The organism is Shewanella sp. 10N.286.52.C2, assembly GCF_002874545.1.
In the GTDB taxonomy this organism is placed as follows: Bacteria; Pseudomonadota; Gammaproteobacteria; order Enterobacterales; family Shewanellaceae; genus Shewanella.
Genome location: NZ_MCTV01000077.1, coordinates 1 through 1,199, shown reverse-complemented (window position 1 = coordinate 1,199; position 1,199 = coordinate 1). Strand labels below are relative to the sequence as shown.

General features: G+C 39.9%; 1 protein-coding gene. It reads left to right on the top strand.

Going from position 1 to position 1,199, the window contains the following annotated elements; translation table 11 throughout:
* The first annotated feature begins 103 nt into the window (after window positions 1–103).
* On the top strand, window positions 104–1,144 hold the full coding sequence (locus BCU94_RS18930) for an IS481 family transposase (protein WP_102477234.1): 1,041 nt from the start codon (window positions 104–106) through the stop codon (window positions 1,142–1,144).
* Window positions 1,145–1,199: the final 55 nt, after the last annotated feature.

Below are 1,199 nucleotides of genomic sequence, written 5' to 3'. Positions count from 1 at the left end.
GTGTATTAGTTTCGACTTGATCTGACATTCAACTTGAAAAAGTGAGAGTTACCCGTTTTGATAAAGGTGTCGAATCTTTTAATCAAAACCAAAGGTAACTCTCATGTTGCATACTAACAATCCAATCATTAAACACAAAGCAGGTTTACTCAATTTAGCTGAAGAGCTGGGTAACGTATCTCGAGCATGTAAAGTAATGGGTGTCTCTAGAGATACATTTTATCGCTATCAAGAACTTGTTGAAGATGGTGGTATTGACGCCTTAATTGAAAAGACACGCAGAACACCTAATCTGAAGAATCGAGTTGACGAAGCGACTGAACAGTCAGTAATTAAATATGCTATCGACTTTCCTGCTCATGGCCAACATAGAACCAGTAATGAACTGCGTAAGCTGGGGATATTTGTGTCAGGTAGTGGTGTTCGCTCTATTTGGCTTCGCCATAACCTAGAAAACTTTAAGAAACGGCTTAAAGCATTAGAGGGCAAGGTCGCCAATGACGGAATTATACTAACCGATGCCCAAGTTGCTGCTCTTGAAAAGAAAAAACATGATGATGAAGCATGTGGCGAGATAGAAACTCATCATCCAGGCTACCTCGGCTCACAAGATACGTTCTATGTCGGTAACCTAAAAGGTGTGGGTAGGATCTACCAACAGACTTTCGTCGATACTTATAGCAAGGTAGCGTTTGCCAAGCTCTATACGACAAAAACACCAATCACCGCAGCAGATATGCTCAACGATAAAGTTCTGCCTTATTTCGAACAACACGAGCTTCCTATGCTACGAATATTGACTGATAGGGGAACAGAATACTGCGGGCGAGTTGAGCAGCATGACTACCAGTTATACCTAGCAATAAATGATATCGATCATACAAAAACTAAGGCAATGTCACCGCAAACGAATGGTATTTGTGAACGGTTCCATAAGACAATTTTGAATGAATTTTATCAGGTTACTTTCCGAAAAAAGCTATACGATAATTTAGAAATGTTGCAAAAAGATCTAGACGCATGGATAAATTACTACAACAATGATCGAACTCATCAAGGCAAAATGTGCTGTGGTCGAACGCCACTTGAAACATTATTGGATGGGAAACAGATTTGGGCAGATAAAAATCTAGCTCAAATCTAAGCTGACAGACACCATAAAAAATGGGTAACTGTCAGATCAAGTCTGAGCTACTACA